Annotated in this window: 13 protein-coding genes and 3 pseudogenes; 2 read left to right on the top strand and 14 right to left on the bottom strand. The window is 26.8% G+C overall.

Annotation, left to right across the window (positions count from 1 at the left end):
• Nucleotides 1-712 precede the first annotated feature (712 nt).
• On the bottom strand, nucleotides 713-1,060 hold the full coding sequence (gene erpA / locus BOBLI757_RS00770; RefSeq protein WP_046304659.1) for an iron-sulfur cluster insertion protein ErpA: 348 nt from the start codon (nucleotides 1,058-1,060) through the stop codon (nucleotides 713-715).
• Nucleotides 1,061-1,736: 676 nt separating this feature from the next.
• Complete coding sequence (mrcB, locus tag BOBLI757_RS00760; RefSeq protein WP_052712332.1) at nucleotides 1,737-4,097, bottom strand: bifunctional glycosyl transferase/transpeptidase; 2,361 nt, start codon at nucleotides 4,095-4,097, stop codon at nucleotides 1,737-1,739.
• Nucleotides 4,098-4,742: 645 nt separating this feature from the next.
• Between mrcB and dksA the strand changes: the two genes are divergently transcribed.
• Both dksA and folK read left to right on the top strand, forming a co-directional pair.
• Nucleotides 4,743-5,198 carry an RNA polymerase-binding protein DksA gene (gene dksA, locus BOBLI757_RS00755; protein WP_046304655.1) on the top strand — a complete coding sequence of 152 codons (456 nt, stop codon included), beginning with the start codon at nucleotides 4,743-4,745 and terminating at the stop codon, nucleotides 5,196-5,198.
• A gap of 255 nt (nucleotides 5,199-5,453) precedes the next feature.
• The gene (gene folK / locus BOBLI757_RS00750; RefSeq protein WP_238954654.1) at nucleotides 5,454-5,999 is read left to right on the top strand and encodes a 2-amino-4-hydroxy-6-hydroxymethyldihydropteridine diphosphokinase; all 546 of its coding nucleotides are present in this window, start codon (nucleotides 5,454-5,456) and stop codon (nucleotides 5,997-5,999) included.
• A gap of 496 nt (nucleotides 6,000-6,495) precedes the next feature.
• On the opposite strand, the gene lpdA is transcribed toward folK, so the two are convergent.
• The 12 genes and pseudogenes from lpdA to murG all read right to left on the bottom strand — a co-directional run bounded on the left by lpdA (nucleotide 6,496) and on the right by murG (nucleotide 25,615).
• The gene (lpdA, locus tag BOBLI757_RS00745) at nucleotides 6,496-7,932 is read right to left on the bottom strand and encodes a dihydrolipoyl dehydrogenase (protein WP_046304652.1); all 1,437 of its coding nucleotides are present in this window, start codon (nucleotides 7,930-7,932) and stop codon (nucleotides 6,496-6,498) included.
• A gap of 159 nt (nucleotides 7,933-8,091) precedes the next feature.
• Nucleotides 8,092-9,003: pseudogene (locus BOBLI757_RS00740) on the bottom strand (2-oxo acid dehydrogenase subunit E2); the annotation flags it as partial.
• Nucleotides 9,004-9,192: 189 nt separating this feature from the next.
• Nucleotides 9,193-9,294, bottom strand: a pseudogene (locus BOBLI757_RS03405) (biotin/lipoyl-containing protein); the annotation flags it as partial.
• 81 nt (nucleotides 9,295-9,375) lie between these two features.
• Nucleotides 9,376-12,039 (bottom strand): pyruvate dehydrogenase (acetyl-transferring), homodimeric type, encoded by a 2,664-nt coding sequence (aceE, locus tag BOBLI757_RS00735; protein ID WP_046304647.1) that lies wholly within the window; start codon nucleotides 12,037-12,039, stop codon nucleotides 9,376-9,378.
• A gap of 3,031 nt (nucleotides 12,040-15,070) precedes the next feature.
• Complete coding sequence (locus tag BOBLI757_RS03400; RefSeq protein ID WP_420021802.1) at nucleotides 15,071-15,160, bottom strand: SEC-C metal-binding domain-containing protein; 90 nt, start codon at nucleotides 15,158-15,160, stop codon at nucleotides 15,071-15,073.
• Between the two features lie 27 nt (nucleotides 15,161-15,187).
• Nucleotides 15,188-17,683 (bottom strand): annotated as a pseudogene (gene secA / locus BOBLI757_RS00730) (preprotein translocase subunit SecA); the annotation flags it as partial.
• A gap of 895 nt (nucleotides 17,684-18,578) precedes the next feature.
• Nucleotides 18,579-19,484, bottom strand: coding sequence for a UDP-3-O-acyl-N-acetylglucosamine deacetylase (lpxC, locus tag BOBLI757_RS00725; RefSeq protein ID WP_046304643.1), 906 nt, complete (start codon nucleotides 19,482-19,484; stop codon nucleotides 18,579-18,581).
• Nucleotides 19,485-19,599: 115 nt separating this feature from the next.
• Nucleotides 19,600-20,763, bottom strand: a complete 1,164-nt coding sequence (gene ftsZ, locus BOBLI757_RS00720; protein ID WP_046304641.1) for a cell division protein FtsZ — start codon at nucleotides 20,761-20,763, stop codon at nucleotides 19,600-19,602.
• A 70-nt stretch (nucleotides 20,764-20,833) separates the two neighbouring features.
• Nucleotides 20,834-22,096, bottom strand: coding sequence for a cell division protein FtsA (ftsA, locus tag BOBLI757_RS00715; RefSeq protein ID WP_046304639.1), 1,263 nt, complete (start codon nucleotides 22,094-22,096; stop codon nucleotides 20,834-20,836).
• A 37-nt stretch (nucleotides 22,097-22,133) separates the two neighbouring features.
• Nucleotides 22,134-22,799 carry a cell division protein FtsQ/DivIB gene (locus BOBLI757_RS00710; protein ID WP_144406188.1) on the bottom strand — a complete coding sequence of 222 codons (666 nt, stop codon included), beginning with the start codon at nucleotides 22,797-22,799 and terminating at the stop codon, nucleotides 22,134-22,136.
• A 235-nt stretch (nucleotides 22,800-23,034) separates the two neighbouring features.
• Entirely contained in the window at nucleotides 23,035-24,480 is a 1,446-nt protein-coding gene (gene murC, locus BOBLI757_RS00705) for a UDP-N-acetylmuramate--L-alanine ligase (RefSeq protein WP_046304636.1), read from the bottom strand.
• Between the two features lie 73 nt (nucleotides 24,481-24,553).
• A complete protein-coding gene (gene murG, locus BOBLI757_RS00700; RefSeq protein ID WP_275040029.1) occupies nucleotides 24,554-25,615 on the bottom strand; it encodes an undecaprenyldiphospho-muramoylpentapeptide beta-N-acetylglucosaminyltransferase in 1,062 nt (353 codons plus the stop codon).
• Between the last annotated feature and the right edge of the window lie 14 nt (nucleotides 25,616-25,629).

Below are 25,629 nucleotides of genomic sequence, written 5' to 3'. Positions count from 1 at the left end.
ATCTGAAATAATCAAAAATATGAATATATTTAATAAACATAAAATATTTCACAAAATAAATAAATATAACATAGATAACCTAATATTTATTAATTAATATTAACTTAAAATAAAAACTTTTACATATTTCTCACAATACAATTAAATATCTCTAAAATAAAAAATAAATATGTATATACTATAATCGTAATATATACAAAACTGTTACTATAATACGCTATAAGATACCTACCAATGTATTATAATTGTTATTTTTATTAAAAATTATTTACAATCAAAAAAAAATCATAACACTATATTTAACAAAATACAAAAATATTAAAATATTTATTTAAATTTATTGTATATAAGACATTACAAATATATAAAGATATTACCCACGCTACAAAAAATTTATATTAAATCACCAATAAATAACATAATTACCAACTTAATTAAAAAAAAATAAAAGTAATAGTGACAAATAACATACAATACATCAAAATAATACCATAATTTAATGTACTACTAACCTTGCTATAAAATATTAAACTCAACATTCATTTATAGTTTGACATTAAATACTATGCAACAAATATCCAACGCTAAAATATAAAAGTAACATGTCATATCATAAATAACATATCCATCTAAATATTATAATACTAAATCTTTAACACCATAACAATCGATTCAAGACGTTCTAAAAGAAAAAAATAATAAAAATAAAAAACTAAATATTAAAAGATAATCCACAACTACAAGTATTTTTAGCATTAGGATTAATCACAATAAAACGTGAACCTTTTATTTCCTCATGATAATCAATTAAACCGCCTATCAAATATTGTAAACTTAAAGGATCAACAACTAAAATTGCTCCGCATTTTTCAACACAATAATCTCCATCATTTACTAATTCATCTAAAATAAAACCATACTGAAAGCCACTACATCCTCCTCCAATAATATAAACACGCAATTTTAAATTTTTATTACCTTGAATTTCTATAAGATTGTTAACTTTTTTTGCTGCAACATCAGTAAATTGCAAAAGTAAATTCATTTTATTATCTGTCATTTTATTTCTCTATAATTTATCTATCAACATACATATTAAAAAAATACTATACTACAATGTCATTGTAATATAAATAAAAATCATTACTCTATACTATAAAATAAATAATATAATTTTATTATTACTGAATGCATATTTTTAAAAATAATTTTGAAAATTTAATTACTAAATAATAAACAAAAAAATATTACTTTGTTAGTTCAATAACTATAGTACAATTACGATAATAAAACATTAATGAATAAAATAAATATTTAAATTCTTATTTATAATACTCCATAAATATATTTTTAATAATTAATTTAATATTCTAAAACTATTTAATCATTTTTTTATAAAATATCTCATTTTAAATAATATCAAGTTATTAATTAATGTAATATAAATTTATAAATTCATTAAATATTAAATAAAAATATAACAAATTTTAATAACAATAATACTAATTTTTTTATAATTAATATACCTAAATCACATTTTCTATTAAAAACATAAAAATAAATAACAAAAATAAATATAAAATATAATATTAAAATATTCGCAATATATATAATATAATCAATAAATATTATCCTGTACATAAAAATAATACAAAAATTTTTTCTTTATATATCAAAAATTTTTGCAAATAATTATTCACATATCAAATAATAAAAAATATACAAACAATATAATATCATTTATCAAATAATTCTTGAATCCAATTTATAATTTTACTCTCATTTTTTTGATTACAAATAAAATTTCTTTGTTGTAATTGATCGTAATTAACAACCTGCGATTCCTGATTCAACAACAATTGAGGACTATCAGTCCAAACTGGCAAAACACAAAAAGCTTTTTCATTATTATCTATAAAATTTCCCTCACAATCAATAAACATCTGAATAATACCATCCGGCGGTATTAAATTTAACGTAATTGGCGGTTGATATTTTAAATAAAGATGATAAATGCTCAAAGCACCATTAGCACCAGTTAATTTAATTGTACCATTATTATCACGACCAAGCCAAATTACAACAACTTCCCTGCCATCAATACCAACAAACCAACTATCACGTAAATCATTAGTAGTGCCCGTTTTAGCAGCCAAATTAAATAAAGAAAAATTTTTACAAAGAGAACAAGATGTACCATATGATACTACCTGCTGCATTGCATATAATATCAAATATGCTGCCTCAGATGATATTACGTGCATAGATTGTGGAAAACTTTGATATAAAATAGTATTATTATCATTAACAATTGAACGTACCGAAGATAAAACAGAATAATTACCACCACTAGCTATAGTTTGAAACCCTTGTGCCACTTCTACTGGAGTTAAATTTAAAGCACCTAAAAATATAGATGGTAAAGAAGTTAATGCGGATGGAGGAATACCTAATTTTTTTAAAATATTTATAACATTTTCTAATCCTACCGATAAGCCAAGATTTACAGATGGAACATTCAAAGATTTAGCTAACGCATCAATTAACATAACTTTACCACGAAATTGTCTATCATAATTTTTTGGAACCCAAATACTACCATTATCTAATTTAACCTTAATAGGCTCATCTGCAATCCATGTATTTAATCGATACTTTTTAGGATCATTTAATGCTGCAAGATAAGTAACTGGTTTAACTAAAGAACCTATAGAACGTCTAGCTTGCATGGCACGATTAAAACCAGCAAATTGTGGGTCTGCTCCACCTACCATAGCACGTATTTCACCACTAAACCGATCCACCACTACTATTGCTCCTTCTAAATCATTAATATTTCGACGAGTGCGTAACATTGAAATACCCAACTCTATTGCTTGCTCTGCCGCATGTTGAGACACAGGATCTAAAGTGGTGAATATTTTTTTTCCAAAACAATTATTAATTTGATGACCACATTTATTATACAATTCTTCACGTATCATTTGTATAAACGCTGGTTGAGGCGTGAAAATATCACCCTTAGATTGAATACCTAATGGCAATTTACTTAACATAACACAGGTTACGTCATCTATAATATGCTCTACTTCTAATAGTTTTAATATTATATTACGACGTTCTAATACTAACTTAGGATTACGCCAAGGATTGTATAATGAAGCGCCTTTAACAATACCTACTAACATAGCTTGTTGATCTACACTTAACTCATTTACTGGTCTTCCAAAATAATACAAACTGGCTAACGGAAAACCACGAATCTGATCATTACCATTTTGCCCAAAATATACCTCATTTAAATATAATTCAAGTATACGATCTTTACTACACCTATAATCCAAAATAAGTGCCATATATACTTCGTTTATTTTACGCCAAACAGATCGATTATTAGATAAAAACAAATTTTTTACTAATTGTTGTGTCAAAGTACTACCACCCTGTATTGTACGTCCAGCTAATAAATTAGCTAATGCGGCTCGCCCAATAGAATATAAACTAATGCCATCATGCTGATAAAACTGTCTATCTTCAGTAACAATTAACATATTTACTAATAAATCTGGAAAATTCGATCTAGGTATAAATAATCTTTGTACTCCAAGTGATGTTTCTTCTAATATAGTAATTAATTTAGGATCAAGACGGAAAACACTAAAATTACGTTGGGTATCTTTATTTGTAATTTGTAATAATCTATCTACAGAAAAAGTTATACAAACATAAACTTGCTCTTCTTCTCCATCTGGAAAATTAAAAGATCTGCGTAATAATTCAATTACATTAGATTTTACAACAAATTCACCAGGAGACGTAATTACAGGCACTTGACGATAATGCATGCTTTTTAATAAAGTAACAATGTCTCTACAACTATATAACATCCCTGGTTCTAAAACTACTATACGACTATAAACTACAGTTGGTAATTTCCATATTTTACCATCAATTCGGCTACGTATCTGTACATCTAAATATACACCATAAAGAATTACTACAATAAAAACAAATGGGATAAAACAAAAAGTTATATCACGTAATAATTTTTTTAAAAACAATAAAGTAAAATATTTATAATATCCAACAGCCCCCATATTTTATTTCCATATACCATTTTTTTTATTTGTCATAATTAAATATTTTAATATTTAAACTAATATCGTGAATCCAATAAATAATATAATTGTAACAAATTTAATAACCTATAAATACCTAAGCGCATTTTACATTTTTAATCATCATCAATGAAATAAATTTATAATACAATATTATTTATATAACGCAAGATTGATATTCACACTATGACACCAATTATATTTTAAGTAGCACAATAGTTAAATAAATACCCAAAAATTATAAACCACTAATATACTGCATTAAATAACAACACATCAATATTACATTATAATTAAAATCAATTTAAATCAAAAAATCTTTTAAAAATTAATAAAACAATTAAATATAGATCCAAAATTATATTTAATATACATAAAATATAATTTATAATATTTTATGATATAATAAAATATTTTCTAAATTAGACAATCCCCGAAAATTTAAAAACACACAAATTTTAGAAAGTACATTATATAAACTAAACAAAAATTATTCAAATCCTATAACATTTTTAATTAACAATAAAATTTTAAAAAAACTAATTATAAATACTATTAACCACGATCATAATAATTATGAATTATTAATGATATAACACAAAATAAAATATTCTGGATATATATATGCAAAAAAACAAACAACGCAAGATATCTTCTTTAAGTATCCTTTCTGTAGCTGGAGTAGAACCATACCAAATAAAACCTAATGAAAGATATATGAATAATGAACAACTTCTACATTTTAAACGTATTCTTGAAGCATGGCATAATCAATTAAAACATGAAATTGAATATAAAGTTTTACATATGCAAAATAAATCATCTAATTTTCCAGATCCAGTAGATCGTGCAGTACAAGAAGAAGAATTTAATCTTGAACTACGTAACCGTGATCGTGAAAGAAAACTAATAAAAAAAATTGAACACACTTTACACAAAATAAAAACAAAAAATTTTGGGTTTTGTAAATTTTGTAATATTGAAATAGGCATCCGTAGATTAGAAGCTCAACCCACTGCTGATCTTTGTATTGACTGTAAAACACTAGCAGAAATTCAAGAGAAGCAAACAATAGGATAAAGTTAAAAAAAAATAAATTTTTCTTTATATATACAAACAAACACTATAAATACAAATTTATGATTTACGTAAAATAAGTTAAAATAAATTAATTTTAAAATATATAACTAACTAAAAAACAAAAAAATTAATATACTTAAATCCCTTTAATCAACACATATATTAGAATACAAGAAAATATCCTATCTAGTATCATTAACAACAGATTAAAATGCAATGTATTATATTTTTTAAATAATTTAAAAATATATATCTATGATAATTAAAAACCCACAACTAATAACAATAAACAAAAATATGCAAGAACAAGTATGGTTATCTCTAGGTAGTAATTTATTAAACCCAAAAAAACAAATAACATCCGCGCTTCAAGCGTTAGCTAAAATTCCACACACCAAACTTGTTAAGTGCTCTTCTTATTACTACAATGCACCGTTCCATATAGATAATTGTAATCAACCAAATTTTATAAATGTAACGGCTCAACTCATCACATCTCTTGATCCAAAAATATTACTACATCAAATTCAAAACATTGAGCTACAACAAGGACGCATTAGAAGTACACATCGATGGTCAGCAAGAACTCTGGATATTGATATTTTACTTTATGGCAATCATACTATTAAGACTTCTTATTTAAAAATACCACATTACGATATATATAATCGAGAATTTATGTTATATCCATTATTTGAATTATCTCCTAATCTACTATTTCCAAATAAAAAAAAAATTACACATTACTTACAAATTTTAACTTATAAAAAAAATGAAACTTGGAAATATAAAAAAATATAATTTCATTAACCTGTAAATAAACAATATCTGTTATTTTCGCAATATAGATACATACTTTTATTATAATAATATACCACAACATACAGCATAATAAAAACGACAAAACAAACAAAAAATAATTCGTTAAACAAATCCTGATACCAAGAAGATATCAAAAAACTTGACATGTAATATCTTCTATTTTTGAAAATGCAAACTATACCTAATAAAATATTACAAAATTCAATTATATTTATGTATTTTATTTAAAATTTCACCAAAAAATAACAATTTTATATAAAAACAACATAAACAAAACATCAAATATTTTTATATATATAAACACAACACTTTAACTAAAAATAAAAAAATAAAAAACATACAATCATTTCTTTAACATTAAATATTAATAATATTCTCCACTATAATTCTACACAATAATACTTACAAGCATCAATACAATCTAATCAAAAATAATAAACATTATATTTTTGCTTTTATAAAAATTATTTATAATTTAACGATTATTCATTCTTACTTTCATATTTATCATATCAGTAACCGAACCATCATATATTGAAGCAGCAGATCCTATTGACTCATACAACGTCGGATGAGCATGAACTGTCATAGAAATATCTTCCGCATAACATCCCATTTCAATCGCTAAACCTATCTCTCCTAATAATTCACTAGCATTAACCCCTAACACCGTGCCACCAATAATTTTATGAGTATCTTTATTAAAAACTAATTTAGTTAAACCTTGTTGACAATTAGAAGCAACAGCACGGCCTGAAGCTAACCATGGAAAAATTGACGATTCACAAGAAATATTCTTTGTTTTAGCTACTCTTTCAGTTAAACCAACCCAAGATAATTCCGGGTCAGTATAAATGACATAAGGAATAACTTTAGGATCAAAATAACGATGTTTACCTGCAATAACCTCCGCTGCTACATGCCCTTCGTGAATACTCTTATGCGCTAACATAGATTGACCGACAACATCACCAATTGCAAAAATATGTGACACACTAGTACGCATCTGTTTGTCAACAAGAACAAAACCCTGTGAATCTAACTGAACACCAGCTAAACCAACATCCAAAAATTTACTATTAGGTATACGTCCAATAGCGATTAATATTGCATCATATAATTTAACATTGCTTAATGATTTATTATGTTGTTCTAAAGTAACAAATATAGCATTTTCTTCTAGTTGAATTTTTTTTACTTTAGTACTGAACATTAAATTAAATTTATTATTCATATATTTAGTAAATATTTTAACTATATCAATATCTACAGCAGGAACTAACCGATCTGACATTTCTACTAAATCAATTCTTGATCCCAAAACTTGAAATATTGTAGCCATTTCTAAACCTATAGCCCCACCACCAACAATCAATAATCTATCTGGTATCATCTTTAATTCTAAAGCATCAGTAGAATTCCAAATTCGCGCATCATCACACAATTTGAAAGACAATTTTGCATCTCGAGAACCAGTAGCAATCACAGCATAATCAAAATAAATTTCACAAATCTCCGACTTACCCTCTACCTGTAAAAGATTAGAATTAACAAATTTTCCACAACCATGTATTACTTCTATTTTGCGCATACGAGCCATATTATTTAAGCCATCAGCTAATTTTTTAATTACACCTTCTTTCCAAGAACGTAACCCATTAAGATCAATTTGAAAACTATTAGAAACAATGCCACGATTATTAAATAATTTCATTTCTTGTATTATTTTAACAAAATGCAACAAAGTCTTAGATGGAATACACCCAACATTTAAACAGACACCACCAAGATTAAGACGTTCTTCCACTATAACAGTATCCATACCTAAATCAGAACATCTAAAAGCCGCAGAATATCCTCCAGGTCCTGCTCCTAATACTACAACTTTAGTCCGTATTTTACGAATCATCATAAATACAACCTCTTCATTAAAATTAATATAACGACAATACCTTAAATAACATATAACCAACATTTAACAACAATATAATATTAACTAATTATATAACGCTGATAAAATACAGACAACCATACAGCATTTTAAAATGTTTTTAAAAATTACACAACAACACTACATTATTAAATGACGAATATCAGACATTAATTTACTAATCAAACTAATAAAACGTACGCCATCTGCACCATTTATTACACGATGATCATATGATAACGACAAAGGCAACATTAATCTAGGAACAAATTTTTCACCATTCCATACCGGCTTAAGTAATGACCTAGAAATACCCAAAATAGCTACTTCTGGTGCATTGATAATCGGAGTAAACGCTGTACCTCCTCCTACTCCACCTAAACTTGAAATAGTAAAAGAACCACCTTGTAAATCTAAAGCTGCAAATTTTTTGCCAGAATGAACTTTTTTAGAAACTTTTGCTAGTTCACATGATAAATCAATAATACCCTTCTTATTAACATCACGAAAAACTGGCACATATAATCCACTAATAGTATCCACTGCTATACCAATATTAATATATTTTTTTAAAATCAATTTTTGCCCATCTTTCGATAAAGAACTATTAAAACGAGGCCACTTTTCCAATGCTTTTGCAACAGCTTTCATAACAAAAATTAATAAAGTAATCTTAATATTTATCATATTTTTTTTCAAATCAACATTTTGTTGTTTACGAAATTCTTCCAAGTCAGTAATATCAACTTCATCAAATTGTGTAACATGTGGAACCATAACCCAGTTACGATGTAAATTAGCACCAGAAACTTTATAAGCACGACTTAACTCTACTTCTTGAGTGTTACCAAATTGCTGAAACTCTAAACTAGGCCAAGGTAATAAATTCGACCAAATATTCACCGTAGATGAATTAGATTCTAAAGTATCACAACCTAAAATATTTTTTATATAACTTTGAATATCTTCTCGTAAAATCCGACCTTTACGTCCACTACCTTTAATTTTAGATAAATCTAATCCAAATTCTCGGGCCATACGACGCACTAGTGGAGAAGCATATATATTATGAAGATTATCAATATGAATTAATTTTTCCTTATTGTTTTGCTGTAACGATGAGGAAAAATTATCAACCTTATCTGTAGATTTGTTTAAAACCTCCACCTCATCTTTTATATCGATCATCATAATTAAAGTACCTGTACTGATCTTATCCCCAACACTAATCATTATGGACTGAACAATACCAGAAAACAACGATGGAACTTCCATAGCAGCCTTCTCACCTTCCACTACAATCAATGATTGATTAATTTTAATATAATCGCCAACCTGCACCATAACTTCAATAACTTCTACTATATCAACACCAATATCCGGCATATTCATTGCAATTGCCATATTTCACTTTACCTCAATTAATTATGCTAAACGTGGATTAATTTTATTAACATCAATATTAAAAATATCAATTGCCTGCATAACTGCATTAATATTAATTTCACCACGTTTTGCCAATCTATGTAAAGATACAAATACTATATAACCAACATCTATTTCAAAATAATGTCGTAAATTTTCTCGACTATCAGAACGACCAAAACCATCAGTACCTAACACAAAATAATCGTTTGTAGGAACAAAACAACGAATTTGTTCCGCAAACAATTTCATATAATCAGTAGAAACAATAATAGGTGAATCATTCAATACAGTAGTTACATAAGGTATTCTAGTTTTTTCCATAGGATGAAGTATATTCCAACGTTCACAATCCTGTCCTTCTCTTGCCAACTCAGTAAATGATGTTACACTATATACATCAGAACCAACTCCATATTCCCGAAATAAAATTTCTGCCGCTTTACGCACATGCTGCAAAATAGCTCCCGAACCCATTAATTGAACTTTACTGGTTCCATGAAAAGTTTCTAATTTATATATACCTTTTTTAATACCTTCTTCTACACCTTCTAACATAGTTGGCATATGATATTTTTCATTGGTAATAGTCAAATAATAATATACATTTTCTGGCTGATCTCCATACATACGAATTAGTCCGTCATGAATAATAACAGCTACCTCATATGCAAAAGCTGGATCATATGAAACACAATTGGGAATAGTTAATGATTGGATATGACTATGACCATCAGCATGTTGTAATCCTTCACCGTTTAATGTAGTACGACCAGAAGTTCCACCTATCAAAAATCCTCGTGCTTGTTGATCAGCAGCAGCCCAAAATAAATCACCTGTTCGCTGAAAACCAAATATAGAATAAAAGATATAAAAAGGAATCATAGGATAATCGTTAGTACTATAAGAAGTAGCTGCAGCTAGCCAAGAAGAAAGAGCTCCAAGTTCATTTATACCTTCCTGCAATATTTGACCTTTCAAATCTTCACGATAATAAGCTAAATGACCACAATCTTGAGGTGTATATAACTGACCTGTTGAATTATAAATACCAAGAGTACGAAATAAACCTTCCATACCAAAAGTACGAGCTTCATCTGCAATAATAGGTACCAACCTATCTTTAATAAAACTGTTTTTTAATAAAATATTTAATACACGCATAAATGCAATTGTAGTAGAAATTTTTTTTCCTTGTCCTTCTAATAATAATTTAAAATCTTTCAATCTAGGCAAGTTTAATGAACAAGTAAAATGTTGTAATCTGCTAGGTAAATATCCATACAATATTTTACGTCTTTCATGTAAATATTTATACTCTTCAGAAGAAGGACATAAAGTAATATAAGGAAGTGATTCAATTTGATCATCTTGAATACTTTTTAAATTAAAACGATTACGTAAATATCGCACCCCTTCCATAGTTATTGTTTTAACTTGATGAGCAATATTCATCCCTTCTGCAGCTATACCCATACCATAACCTTTTACAGTATGAAACAAAATGACCACAGGTTTACCAATAGTTTCTTTCGCTTGCTTCAACGCAGCAAACACTTTTTTTGGATCATGACCACCACGATTTAAAGCCCATATGTCATCATCACTCATATCTTTTACCAAATTTTTAGTTTCTGGATATTTACCAAAAAAATGTTCACGTATATATGCGCCATCTTTAGACTTAAAAGTTTGATAATCTCCATCAACTGTTTCATTCATTAACTGAATTAACTTACCAGTATAATCTCTGCGAAATAAATCATCCCACAACCCCCCCCAAATAACTTTAATTACTTTCCATCCAGATCCAATAAATACATTTTCTAATTCATTGATTATCTTGCCATTGCCAACAACAGGACCATCTAAACTCTGTAAATTACAATTCACTATAAAAATAAGATTATCTAATTTTTCACGTGTCGCAATAGTAAGAGCACCTTTAGATTCTGGTTCATCCATTTCTCCATCTCCTAAAAAAGCATAAACAGTTTGGTTGCTGGTATTTTTCAAATTACGGTGATATAAATATTTTAAAAATTTTGCCTGATAAATAGCTGCTATTGAACCAAGACCCATAGAAACAGTAGGAAATTGCCAAAAAGATGGCATTAATTTTGGATGGGGATAAGAAGACAAACCATTACGATATACTTCTTGACGAAAATTATTTAATTGATCTTCAGTTAATCTACCTTCAAGAAAAGCACGAGCATATATACCAGGTGCAACGTGTCCTTGAAAATATATCAAATCACCACAATCGTGTCGATTGCTAGCTCTAAAAAAATGATTAAAACAAACTTCATAAATAGTAGCTGCTGATTGAAAAGATGCTATATGCCCACCTAATTCCAAATTTTTTTTTGATGCACGCAATACCATCATAATTGCATTCCAACGAACAGCGGCACATATTCGATTTTCTAATTCTACATTACCTGGATAATCAGGTTCTTCATCTACTGAAATAGTATTTATATAATTTTTATATGGCAATTTATTATAAAAATTAACTACATTCCCATGAACTTCAGTAATTAATTGATGAATTAAAAATTTCGCTCGTCCCATTCCTTCTTCATGAATAACTGATACAATCGCTTGTAACCATTCACGCGTTTCAATTGGATCTACGTCATCTATGCGATACTCTAACACAATAACATTCCTTAAAGATTTTATAAAAAATACATTTATTATATAATTAATTATATAATAACCTTATCAAATACAGCAAAACAACAAATAAAACTAATATTCTAGTAAATTTAAACTTTATACATCATTATTTTAATTAATTATTTTCAATATCATACCAATAAAAAATCAAAAATAATGTACAACCAATCATCATAATTTAATAAAATATATAAATTTACTATTAACAAACACTAATCAAAAATACATATACACATTAAAACATTATATAATATACCCCTAATTTAAAATAGATATATTAGAGAGTAATTAAATTTAAAACAAAAATGTTCAAAAAATTACACAATACATATAATTTTTTTCTTATAATTATCAGATACTATATCTATTGCATGTATAAATTGTTATACATTTTAAAATTACATAAAATCATTAATGTTGATAAATTATATATATATCATAAATAATAGTTACAAAACAAAAATTATTACTTATTTTATTAAAAAGAAAACTATTAATTCAAAAATAAATACAAAACAATAATAACAACTTACAAATCGACCATGTTATTAACATATAATAATTATTATTAAATACAACACTAAAATATATTTAAATTAATACAATAATAAAAATAAAACAAATAAAACATATAATTAATCTAACGTATATAATTTATAATTAATCAGATATATTTCTTATAAAACAATACAAAAATTATATATAAAACACTGATATTAAACGTCAAAAAATAATTATTTCACACAAAAAAATAAAATCATTATATTATTTAAATTAATAATAAAATTAAGTACATAATAAAATACATATGTTATCATATATTTATAAGTATTTTACATAAAATACTTATAAATATATCTAAAAATAAAATTTCAACAATAACACATATAATCTATAAAAAAATTTATTATTATTATTTATATTGTAAAACATTTATTACAATGTAATATAATATAATTAATACAATATAAAATTATTGATTATAATAAATTAAACATATAATAAATTAATAAATAATTACTTATTTATATAAAACAATTATTTAAAATGACAAAATTAAATAATTCAATTTTAATCTAAATTATAAAATATTACTTTTCTCACTACAATTCATAAACATAATATTAAATAAAAAAATAAATAAACAATAAAATGATGAACATAAATTTTAAAAAAATAACTTTAAAACAAACAAATCATTATAATATTATTACATACATAATATATACATAATTGATATAAAATATTATAATAAATAAATATAAACTATTTTACGTAAACATTATAAACAACAAAAAATAAATTTTATATTTTATTAATTTAAACAACAAAATAAAATAACATTATTTTTTATTAGATATAAAATTACATTATTTAAATATTAAAAATTATCTATAATTATAGATCATATTTAACTAACAAAATCATAACATCATAATTATTATACAAAACTACATAGATGATTATTGTAATGTAAGTAATTAATTTTTAACTCAACCATATTATTACTCAATAATTCATTAAAAACAATACATAATATATAATAAATTATTATATACAATTTTTAGCGATAAAAATATAAAATATTAAAATAATAAAAAAATAAAACACTAAATTTATATTAACAATATATATAATAATTTACATCTCAAAAAAAAATAATTTAACCAATTAAAATAAAATAGCACAATACTGGGTAACATTTCTAATTAATCTAAAATATGCTATTTTAATAAAAAATTAATTATATTTATTATTATCATTAATCATTTAACTAAGTACATTTTAACATAAACATGTTTACATTTTGATAAACAAAATAAACTAGATATATATAAATATCTCTGAACACAATTTTGATAAAATATGAACATAAAATCATAAAACATCATTTTAAATATTTATCAATGATAAATAATAAAATTTATTAAAATAATACTAATTTAGTAGTATTGTATCATATTTACTCATAAAATTTGAAAATAAAATATTATTAAATAAAAATATTCAATAAAAATTAAAGAATTAATATTTATATCTATCAAAAATAAATAATACACAATATTTATTTTTATCACATAATCTATAATAAAAAATTGTTAAATATGAAAATCATAAAATATATAACCACTAAATCAATAAAACCTTAATACATAACACAATAGTTAGATTTGAATAAACCTAATAATTACCATACTAAAAACTAATATTATTACTAAAAAATTATACAACCAAAAAAAATACTTAAATTATCTGTTAATACATAACATTAAATATTCTATATCATATATATATGATATATATATAAATATAATTAATTTCACAAAATATCTTCAACAAAAATAAAAATATACATTAATAATTTCTTATAATATATATTTAAAAAAACAAAAATTTCAATCAACTAATTCATCACTATTTCAAAATCATAATTTCCAGTTATTAAAAATAATACACACAATTATTCACCATATCGTATATCAATATTCGTATAAATAAAAATTTAGCAAATAAAATCCACATGTTATAATGCAAAACTATATATCTACAAAAAATAAACAATACACTAAAAAAAATCTCAAAATAACATCAATACAACACTGACCAATAATATTGCTGAAACAATAAATGTTATATAAATCAATTATAAGCAACAATGTTCTATATTTAGAATATCATTATCTATATATAAACAAACAATCAAAATAAAATTATTTAATATTAATATTATTTAAACTAATAAAATATTTCAAACAATAATTAATAAATACAACATATTAAATAATTACTACAATTACTATTAATTAAAAACTTTTTATAACTATAAAAAACTCAAAATTAAAAATTACACATCCAAATACATTTTTTTAAAAAATTATATATAAATAAACATTATAATATTTATAAATTAACAAACAAATTAATATAAAACGAAAAAATATCACAAATAAAAATTAACACTTACAACATATTAAATATAACATTATATTAAACAGATCAAAAAATATAATTATAACCTACCATGACATTGTTTAAATTTTTTACTGGAACCACAAGGGCAAATGTCATTTCTACTAATTTTATATTTTTGATAATCCATTATATCTTTAGTATTAAAAACACTTAATTGAATTTTACTCAGTTTACTGATTACATCATATTTTAATGTTTCTAACATATTCGCAAACATTTCAAAAGATTCTTTTTTATATTCCTGTTTAGGATCTTTTTGTGCATATCCACGTAAATGAATTCCTTGACGTAAATAATCCATAGCAGAAAGATGTTCTTTCCATAAAATATCAAAAACTTGCAACATAATTCCTTTTTCAATATTACACATTACATCACGACCAATTTCTCTCTCTTTTAGTAAAACATGATCTTTAAATTTCATCAATATGCGTCCATACAATACTTCTGCTTGATCATATAAATTAGGTTCTTTATCTAACCATTCCATAATAAAAATATGAAAATCAAAATCATCCTTTAAACATTTTTCTAGACCACAAACATCCCATTTCTTTTCCAAAAATGGAGACGGTATATAAACTGTAAATAATTTAGTAAAAACATCATCACGAATTTTATTAATTATTACACTAATATCTTTCATATCTAATAATTTATTACGTTGCATATAAATAACACGACGCTGATCATTTGCAACATCATCATATTCCAATAATTGTTTACGAATATCAAAATTACGATTTTCTACTTTTCGTTGAGCATGAAAAATAGTTTTAGTAATCCAAGAATGTTCAATAGCTTCTCCAAACTTCACACCTAATTTTCGCATCACATTAACCATTCGTTCAGATGCAAAAATTCTCATTAAAGAATCTTCCATAGATAAATAAAACCGTGAAGATCCAATATCTCCTTGTCTACCAGCACGACCTCTTAGTTGATTATCTATACGACGAGATTCATGTCGCTCAGTTCCTATAATATGTAAACCACCAGCAGATAACACTGAATCATGATACTTTTGCCAAGCAGATTTAATACGGAAAAAATCTTGTTCACTAGCATATTTTAAAGAAGACATTTCAGCACGCCAATTACCTCCTAAAACAATATCTGTACCACGACCAGCCATATTAGTGGCTATAGTAACTGCTCCAGGTTTACCAGCTTGGGATATAATTTCTGCCTCCATAGCATGGAATTTAGCATTTAAAACCTTATGTAAAATTCCAGCTTTCTTTAAAGAACAAGAAACCATCTCAGATTTTTCAATAGAAATAGTTCCAACTAAAACTGGTTGTCCGCGTTTAACACAAGATTTAACATCTTCAACAATAGCATTAATTTTTTCAATTTCTGTCATATATACTAAATCTGGTAAATCTTTACGAATCATTGGACGATTTGTAGGAATGACAATAGTATCCATCTTATAAATGTCTTGAAACTCAAAGGCTTCAGTATAAGCGGTACCAGTCATACCAGCTAATTTTTCATATAAACGAAAATAATTTTGAAAAGTAATTGAAGCTAATGTTTGATTTTCATTTTGAACAGCTAAATTTTCTTTTGCTTCTATCGCTTGATGTAATCCATCTGACCAACGACGACCAGACATAGCACGTCCCGTATGTTCATCAACAATGATGACTTCACCTTTCTTAATTATATAATCTATTTCACGTGAAAACAATACATGAGCACGTAAAGCAGCATTAACATGATGCATTAAAATAATATTAGAAGATGAATATAATGACTCTCCAAACTTCATAATACCGGCCTTAACCATTAAATTTTCAATTAATATTAAACCTCGTTCAGTAAGAGTTACTTGACGAAATTTTTCATCTACTGTAAAATGACCTGTTCCCTGAAAGCTATCTGAATCTTCCTTATCTTGACGTACTAAATAAGGAATCAATTTATTTATTGAATAATACAACTCCGAACTATTTTCTGCTGGTCCAGAAATAATAAGAGGAGTTCTAGCTTCATCTATCAAAATAGAATCCACCTCATCTATCAATGCATAATATAATGAACGTTGTACCCGATCTTTAGGATCAAAAACCATATTATCTCGCAAATAATCAAATCCGTATTCATTATTTGTGCCATAAGTAATATCTGCAGCATATGCAGAACGCTTATCAGAAAACGACTGACCTGGTAAATTAACACCAACCGTTAAACCCAAAAATTCAAACAAGGGTCGATTATTTTCCGCATCACGCTGAGCTAAATAATTATTTACCGTTACTATATGCACTCCCTTACCATGTAAAGCATTCAAATACGCTGGCAATGTAGCAGTAAGAGTTTTACCTTCTCCTGTACGCATTTCCGCTACACAACGATTATTTAACACCATACCACCCAACAATTGAACATCAAAATGACGCATACCAAAAACACGCTTACTAGCTTCACGAACAACAGCAAATGCTTGAGGTAAAATTTTACTAATATTTATACCATGCAATATTGACGTACGAAATTCACTAGTTTTAGCAGCTAATTGTTTATCATTTAATTTTTCCATATCTGGTTCTATTGCATTAATAATCTCAACTATTTTTCTCATGTGTCGTAACACACGGTCATTATGATTTAAAAAAAATTTAGCAAAAAATTTTTTTAACATAGTAAAATTTTATCTCAATTAATTATTATCTTAATAAAAACTTATGCATATCTTGAATATCAATTGCCCATAATCATCCAAATCATAACACATCACAAATAAATATAATTTTACAAAAAATAAAAACAATTGCACGCTATCTATCACAAAACTTAACAAAATATAATACACGTCCATCTTAACTTAAAAAATCGAAATTTCAAATATCAAATATTTGAAATCAAAAATAATTTTTAAATCAACAATAACAACATCTCACGAAATATCTATAATTTTCTAATCTTATGACACTTATGTATAAATCAACTAAAATTAATAAATTTCAATAAATATAAATTAATATAGACTATTTTGTTTAAAACAAAAATCAAAAACCAATAACTCTATATATTTTTATATCTTTCCATAATAATAAGTTGCAAAAAATAAAAAATAAAATCTTTAAACTCTAAATATGTAAAATATTTATATATTGTAATATAATTTAATTAAATTAATATATTTCAAGATAAATAAATACCAGTGTTTATAAATATTAAATAACATAACATTAATATTATTTAATTAAAATTTTTTTTCAAAATAATTACAATATTATGCGTTAACAAAAACATTCTACACAACGTTTCTCAACAAAGTTTATAAAATTTAAAATATATAAAATAACATTAATTAAAAAACACATTTATTAATACAAATACATACGTATTAACCAAACGCATATAATACGCTTATGCAAAAATATAAAACAAATAAAAACATAAAATAATTAAAATAAAATTATATATATGATGTATACAATATAAACTAAAATAAAAAACTAAATCTTTTTTACACATAAAACATATAGATAATATGTCAAACTATTAATAAAATACAAAAACTCACAAAATAATCAATATGAATATTTAAACATTAATGACAATTCAGGCTCATTATCAAAAGTGACCATTTCCCATGCTTCCTTAGTTTGTAGTAACGTTTGAAGTAATCTGTTATTTAAAGTATGACCGGATTTAAAAGCGCTGAAAGAACCTATTAAATTATAACCACAAATAAACAAATCACCAATAGCATCAAGCATTTTATGTCTAACAAATTCATTGCTAAAACGTAATCCATTTGCATTTATAATACCATTATCATTCACCACAATAGCACAATCAAAACTACCGCCCAATATAAGACCACGAGACCGTAATGATTCCAAATCACGTACAAACCCAAACGTACGTGCACGACTAATTTGTTTCACAAAAGACTCAGAAGAAAAATTAAAAAAATAACGTTGAAAATCAGTACAAATTACAGGATGTTGATAAGAAATAGTAAAATCTAATTTAAATCCATGAAATGGCGACAATAATGCCCATTTATCACCATCCTCAACACGGATTTCTTGTTTAAGACGTAAAAATTTTTTAGCACTACTTAATTCTTCAATACCAGCATCTAATAACAAATAAACAAACGGACTAGCACTACCATCCATAATAGGAATTTCAGGAGCATCAACCTCTATAATAATATTATCTATTCCTAATGCAGCTTGAGCTGCATTTAAATGTTCCACGGTAGAAATACGTACACCTAATTCATTAACCAAACAAGTACATAAAGTAGTATCACGCACAGCATCAACATTCATTTGAAAATCGACAGGTGGATTTAAATCTACACGACGATAAATAATTCCTGTATTTGCTTTTGCAGGACGCAAAGTTAACGTCACTGGTCGTCCAGAATGTAAACCTATACCAGTCATTTGTACAATACGTTTTAATGTTCTTTGTTTCACCATGAAACTAATATATATTCAAATTTATTACATAGAAAATAAACATTTCTATAAACAATATAAATCTTAAATAAGATAATATAATAATCGTTATTTAAAATAAAAGTATATAAAAATTCTACTTTCGTAAAAAAGTTGGTATATCCAAATAATCTACCTCCTCCTTATTAATATGTAAATTCTCTTTGTTATTCACTTGTGCTGATACTGTTTTTCCTTGTTCTTGTAAAAAATTGGATACTTTAGGAGATGCATTTTGATAACAACGATGATTAGCATCATCTTGTATATCCGATTTATTAGTAACTAACGTAATTTCCGATCGCTTATCCATGCCAATACCAGTTGCTACTACAGTTACACGTAACTCATTATTAATATCTGGATCTAAAGAAGTTCCAATTACTACAGTAGCACTATCAGAAGCAAAAGAACGTATAGTATTACCTACAGTTTCAAATTCATCTAATCGTAAATCAAAACCAGAAGTAATATTTACTAATACACCACGAGCTCCAGACAAGTCTATATCTTCTAATAAGGGGCTGGAAATAGCAATTTCGGCTGCCTCTTCAGCACGATCATCACCACAAGCCACTCCTGACCCCATCATAGCATAACCCATTTCAGACATAACAGTGCGCACATCAGCAAAATCAACATTCATTAATCCAGGGCAAGTTATTAATTCAGCAATACCTTGAACCGCACCTTTTAATACATCATTAGCCGCAGCAAAAGCATCCAATAAAGATACACCTCTACCTAGCACTTTTAATAATTTATCATTAGGAATAATAATTAAAGAATCAACATATTTAGCAAGTTTAGCAATACCCTGTTCAGCAAATGTCATACGTTTCTTTCCTTCAAAACTAAAAGGTTTAGTAACTACAGCTACAGTTAAAACACCAATATCTTTAGCCATTTCTGCAACTACTGGAGCGGCACCCGTACCAGTACCACCACCCATTCCAGCTGCAATAAAAATCATATCTGCCTTATCTAATGCAACCCGTAATACATCTCTATCTTCCTCAGCAGCATTACGCCCTATTTCTGGATTAGCACCTGCCCCTAATCCTTTAGTAATATTACTACCAATTTGGATTGTTTGTCCTACAGACATCTTTCTTAATGCTTGAGCATCAGTATTAACTGCAAAAAAATCTACACCTTCAATATGTTCACGTACCATATGTTCTACTGCATTACCTCCACCACCACCTATTCCAACTACTTTAATTACCGCATCACTAGTTAATTCCATGGGTTCAAACATAGTATATCTCCATTATCTTTCTAATTATTTATAAATCAAATCATCAATCACTTTCTTGTTTTTTAACACTTCATATAAAAAATAATTTTCTTAACCAATTATTGATACGCTTCAACCACAAACCAAATAAAGTTTGCTTATTATTTTCTAAATGATTATTTAAATGAGAAACTTTGCCATAATGCAATAAACCAACTACGGTAGAATAATAAGGTTCTTGTACATAATCTATCAAACCAGAAATGTTTAATGGAGATCCAATGCGCACCTGAGTATTGAAAACTTTTTGCGCACAAATCACTAATCCATCAATTTGAGCACTACCACCAGTTAAAACAACGCCTGCTGCTAAATGATGCTTAATTCCTTGTTGATGAAGTTGTTTTTGCAATTGTAAAATTTCATTATTAACTAAATTTAACAACTCAGTACATCGAGGTTCGATAACTTCAGCTAAAATTTGACGATGTAAATTACGCGGTGGCCGCCCACCCACGCTTGGCACTTCAATATTTTCCTCTTTACCAACTATAGAATATAAAGCGCAACCATACTTAATTTTAATAATTTCAGCTTCATGAAAGGGAGTACCAAAAGCATATGCTATATCACTAGTAACAACTTTACCGGCATAAGGAATAACTTTAATATGACGTAATGCTCCATCAGTATAAATTGCTATATCCATGGTACCCCCACCAATATCTATAACACAAACGCCTAACTCACGTTCATCATCAGTTAAAACTGCATAACCAGTAGCTAACCCAGCAAAAATTAATTGATCAACTTCTAATCCACATCGTTCAACAGCTTTAACAATATTTTTTGCCATGTCATTATGACACGTAATTAAATGAACTTTTGCCTGCATTCTTATACCAGATAAACCAAGAGGATTTTTAATACCTTCCTGACAATCAATAGCATACTCTTGAGGAATAACATGCAAAATACGATGCTCATCACATACACGTACCGATTTAGCTGTATGTACTACATTTTCTATATCCTCTTGAGTAACTTCTTCATTTGAAATAGGCACTATTCCTATTTCATTTTGACAAGCAATATGCTTGCCTGATAAAGCAAGATATACAGATGTTATCTGGCAATCAGCCATTAATTCAGCATCATTAACAGCTTGCTGAATACACTTAACTACTGATGCTAAATCATTTACTCCAGCTTTATCTACACCACGGGACGGGCAGCTGCCGAAACCAATAATATTTACTATACCATCAGGCAATATCTCACCAATTAATACAACAACTTTAGCTGTACCAATCTCTAAACCAACAACTAATCTCTTATCTGCTACCCTGACCATGTATGATGGACCTATTAATTGTTATAGACTAAAATATTTATTCAATATTCTCACAATCAGAATAATTACTACACGTCATCCAACTTACGGCAAAACCATAATCATACCGTAAATCTATATAATTGATGCATCTACCATCATTTTGAATGTTTTTAATAAAAAAGGGATACGCTTTAATAAATCGTTGTAATCTTTCCACTTTATTTTTTCTACCTAATTCTAATTTAATATTTTCTTTTAATATTATTTGCCATGAATAACGATGATTCATCTTTACAGATCGCAATGTAAAACCAGTAGATTTTATTACATCATAAAGCACACGATAACCAGTTAGTACATCTAAGGCGCTGCCCTCAGGTCCATATAATATGGGCAAACAATATTTATCATTAATCCGATCAATTGGAACCTGAAAAATCACACCATCTTTATCAAGCATTTGAACATCGTTCCAATAACATATCGGTTCATATTCTATAATATAAATCTTTAATACATTAGGCCATTGTTTACGCACACTAATTCCCTTTATCCAGGATAATTGACTAATTTGTTGACAAATAACACGTATATCTTGTTCCATCAAACTTTTATTTAAATGAACATTACACATAGCATGATAAATATCATCATTAGTCGTATAACATAATTTTCCGGTAATTAACAATTTAGATAACTTTAAATAATGAGTATGTTGCATCCATACAACTGTTTTAAATATACTATAAATAATAATAACCAATACAACTATAAAAAAAAATAAACCAAAAAAATATGTTTTATTTTTTATAAAACATCGCACGCAAACTTTGTTTAATTTACAATTCCAAAAATCTATAAATAGCTTGAACACTTTTATCTCTGTTATGATAAAAAAGAGCCTTTATTTATTATAATTTTAATTTTTATAATAATAAAAATAACTAATGATATTACTAAAATTGTAGTTTACTATAAGCTAATTTATTTGCAATCTCACCTACAGTGCCAGCACCCTGCATTAAAATCAAATCATTATCCCGCAAAATAACAGATAAAATAAATGGTAATTCTTCAACATCTAAAACCACAATGGGATTTATTTTACCATATCGACGGATACTACAACATAAAGAAACACTATCAATACCTGATATTGGTTGTTCACCGGCGGAATATATGTTTAAAATTAATAAAAAATCCACATTGGATAATACTTTAACAAAATCATCATATAAATACTTTATTCTGGTAAAACGATGCGGTTCAAACACCATTATTAAACGTCTATTCAACCATCCATCACGTACAGCTTTAATAGTAACATCTAATTCAGTTGGATGATGCCCATAATCATCTAATAATGTTACTATACCTTCCTTTCCATTAATACTTTTTAAATCATAATCACCTAAATATTCAAAACGACGACATGTACCTTCATACTTAAACATAGCTTTTAAAATAACTTGATCACTTATACCTGCTTTAACAGCAACCGCAATTGCGGCTGTAGCATTTAATGCATTATGACGTCCAGGAACATTTAAAACTACTCTTAATGACGATCCATTTTGTTTTTTTAATAAAAAACTTCCCACTCCTTCTTGTTGTTTGTAATCAGAAATACACAAATCTGACGCAGGATCAAATCCATATGTAATAATTTGACAATTTATTGTAGGTATTAATCCTTTTATAACAGGATCATCAATACACATTACAGCGCAACCAAACAGTGGTAAATTATTCAGAAAATTAATAAATGCTTGTTTTAAACTTTCGAAATTACCTTGATAAGTATCCATATGATCAGCTTCAATATTAGTAACAATATCTATCATAGGTTGTAAATGTAAAAAAGAAGCATCACTCTCGTCTGCTTCTACTATTAAATAACGACTATATCCCAATCGAGCACTTACACCAATTGACTTAATTACACCACCATTAATAAAAGTAGGATCTAAACCAGCTGCAATATAAATACTAATAAGCATTGCCGTAGTAGTCGTTTTACCATGAGTACCAGCGACGGCAATACCATAACGACATCGCATTATTTCAGCCAACATTACTGCACGTTGTATAACAGGAATGCAAGACTTTTTAGCAGCAATTACCTCTGGATTGTCTTGCGAAATGGCACTAGATATGACAACTAAATTGACCTTCTGTATATTATCAGAATGATGATTAGAAAAAATTTGTACCCCCAAAGTAATTAATCGTTGAGTCATTGCATTAGATACTAAATCAGAACCACTAATTTGATATCCTTCATCAACTAATACTTCTGCGATACCTCCCATACTGATACCACCAATACCAACAAAATGTATCTTTTTCACTAGATGCATACCTGAAAAAATACGTGATTTTGATAATTGATGTATGTTCACTGTTATCCTACATCTACAAATCAAACTCAAAAAAAATTAAAATCATATCTTTTTATAAAAATATATTAGTTAATTATATTGATATTAAAACCTGTGCAATACGTTTCACTGCATCAGTAACACACAATTTTTTAGCACATTGCGCCATGTTTAATAAAACCTTTCTATCATTTAATGTAATAAATATTTCACTTATTTGTTCAATTGTACATTCCGATTCTTTAATAATTTTTGCTGCACCTATTTTCTGTAAAAACATAGCATTCCAATATTGATGATTATCTGAATGCATAAAAGGCACAAAAACAGCTGCCAAACCAACAGCAGCAATTTCACTAACAGTTAATGCACCAGAACGACTTATTACTATATCCGCCCATGCATACGCACTAGCCATATCATCAATAAAAGATACCACCTCATAATTATCAATACTTCCAAATGAATATATATCACGCACTTTTTTCAATGATTTACTACCGACCTGATGTAATACAATAAACTTATCAAACATTTTAATCATTACTTCTGGTATAATTTTATTTAAAATATGAGATCCTTGACTACCTCCAAAAACTAATACTCTTATGGGACCATGACGACATCTTAATCGTTTAATCGGATCAGGTAATGATAGTATTTCATGACGTATAGGATTACCAACTACCTCGGCATTAGGTAAAGAATAAGGAAAGGCCTGCAATACTTTAGTTGCAATTCTACTTAAAATACGATTAGTAAAACCGGCTATAACATTTTGTTCATGTATAACAATAGGTATACCAATGATCCAAGCTGCTAAACAACTAGGTCCAGAAACATACCCTCCCATACCTAATACTATATCAGGTTTCCAAATTTTCATAATTTTACGTGATCTTTTTATAGCTTTCAACACACCCAATAAAGTTATCAATTTTGCTATTAATTTTTTACCAATTATCCCTCTAACTTTAATATACTTAATATCAATACCATTTTGAGGCACTAATGTAGCTTCTATGCCATCAAAACTACCTAACCATTTTACCTGCCAACCATAATAATCTATTAAATAACGAGCTATCACTAATCCAGAAAATACATGACCACCTGTACCTCCAGACATTATCATAATCTTCCGTATCTTATTCACTTTTATTCACACCC

The sequence above is a fragment of the Blochmannia endosymbiont of Camponotus (Colobopsis) obliquus genome, assembly GCF_000973545.1.
Lineage (GTDB): Bacteria > Pseudomonadota > Gammaproteobacteria > Enterobacterales > Enterobacteriaceae > Blochmanniella.
The sequence above is the reverse complement of the archived record's forward strand: the minus strand, read 5'-3'. Positions and strand labels throughout refer to the sequence as shown.

Coding starts and splice junctions, on each gene's coding strand:
- BOBLI757_RS00710 (WP_144406188.1), bottom strand. CDS start 22,799: ATGCAACATACTCATTATTTAAAGTTATCTAAATTGTTAATTACCGGA.
- lpdA (WP_046304652.1), bottom strand. CDS start 7,932: ATGATGATTCGTAAAATACGGACTAAAGTTGTAGTATTAGGAGCAGGA.
- BOBLI757_RS03400 (WP_420021802.1), bottom strand. CDS start 15,160: ATGGATTATCAAAAATATAAAATTAGTAGAAATGACATTTGCCCTTGT.
- erpA (WP_046304659.1), bottom strand. CDS start 1,060: ATGACAGATAATAAAATGAATTTACTTTTGCAATTTACTGATGTTGCA.
- dksA (WP_046304655.1), top strand. CDS start 4,743: ATGCAAAAAAACAAACAACGCAAGATATCTTCTTTAAGTATCCTTTCT.
- lpxC (WP_046304643.1), bottom strand. CDS start 19,484: ATGGTGAAACAAAGAACATTAAAACGTATTGTACAAATGACTGGTATA.
- ftsA (WP_046304639.1), bottom strand. CDS start 22,096: ATGGTCAGGGTAGCAGATAAGAGATTAGTTGTTGGTTTAGAGATTGGT.
- ftsZ (WP_046304641.1), bottom strand. CDS start 20,763: ATGTTTGAACCCATGGAATTAACTAGTGATGCGGTAATTAAAGTAGTT.
- folK (WP_238954654.1), top strand. CDS start 5,454: ATGATAATTAAAAACCCACAACTAATAACAATAAACAAAAATATGCAA.
- mrcB (WP_052712332.1), bottom strand. CDS start 4,097: ATGGGGGCTGTTGGATATTATAAATATTTTACTTTATTGTTTTTAAAA.